1 protein-coding gene is annotated in these 1,206 nt (G+C 32.7%); it reads right to left on the bottom strand.

The features are described 5' to 3' along the window. Window positions 1–203 precede the first annotated feature (203 nt). A complete protein-coding gene (locus IV513_RS15455; RefSeq protein ID WP_209391443.1) occupies window positions 204–1,151 on the bottom strand; it encodes an alpha/beta fold hydrolase in 948 nt (315 codons plus the stop codon). Window positions 1,152–1,206: the final 55 nt, after the last annotated feature.

Below are 1,206 nucleotides of genomic sequence, written 5' to 3'. Positions count from 1 at the left end.
CGCACAACGGAAAAAGTATTTGCGAAGGGCGGGCTAAATTTAACTGCAAGTTCAATTTCGCCTGAACGAAGCAAATTGCTTTTTCAGATTGTTAAATTACAAAAAAATACAATATGAAAAGCAAGTTGCGACTGAATGCATCGGGTTTTTCTATTATATATTCAACCCCGCCTTTTGCAAATACAATGTTACCTGCAGTTTCTTTAGTCACGAAGCCATTTATTTATTTCGTTAAATGTTTGTTCGCGCTGTTCAATCCAAGGAAAATGACCTGCATTGTCAATAATAACCAATTTTGAGTTAGGTAAACGGAAATGCAATTCAGTTGTAAATTCAGGCAAATTGTTTGTATCATATTTTCCGTTAATTATCAAAATTTTTGTTTTTAAATCCTTAAATTTTTTCTGAAATTCCAAATATTTTTGGCGTTCTTCGGGTGTTTCTTGATAGTAATTATTTCCGATTGGTTTTCTTCGTCCTGCTTTTGTAATTTCTTTCACAACTGGAATAACTTTTTGAGCAGTTTCTTCATTATAAGTCCACCATTTTGTTCTTGCGGTTGAAATGTCATTCCCATTTTTGTCAACAGTTGTATTGTTTGCGTTCATGTAATCCCAATCTTCAATAACTTTAGCAAACCATGTAGATTCTTTTATCCTTTTGTTTTCAGAAATTCTTCTTCTTTCAATAGATTCGTTTTGGCTTCCTGTATAACTTGTTCCCGATAAAATTATTCCCGAAACATTATTGGGGTATTCTACTGCGTATTGCAAAGCAATTGCACTTTGGTCTGAATGTCCAAATAACCAAATCTTTTTTGCACCAAGTTTTTCTCTTAACAATTCAATTTCTTTTACGGAATTTGCAGGAGTGTAATCTTCAATTTTTTTTGGTGTTTCAGATTTTCCTGTTCCACGAGAGTCATAATAAACCATTGTAAATTTTTCTTCAAGTGGTTTTAAAGTCATTTCGTAACCGATTTTCCCCGAACTTGGATGTCCAATAAGCATAATTGGACCTTTTCCTCTTACTGTATAATTTATATTTAAGTTGTCAATTTTTTCTGTGTAGTTTCCATTCTCAGTTTTAGAACTTGAAGCACAAGAAATTAAAAAGAATGATGTTATTAAAATTCTGAAAATTTCTTTCATAGACGCTGTTTTGATGAAATTGCAGGTAACGGAAAAAGTATTGGCGAAGTGCGGG

This window comes from Chryseobacterium sp. RR2-3-20, assembly GCF_017808115.1.
GTDB lineage: Bacteria > Bacteroidota > Bacteroidia > Flavobacteriales > Weeksellaceae > Chryseobacterium > Chryseobacterium oryzae.
This window is presented reverse-complemented; position numbering and strand designations above follow the sequence as displayed.

Coding starts and splice junctions, on each gene's coding strand:
- IV513_RS15455 (WP_209391443.1), bottom strand. CDS start 1,151: ATGAAAGAAATTTTCAGAATTTTAATAACATCATTCTTTTTAATTTCT.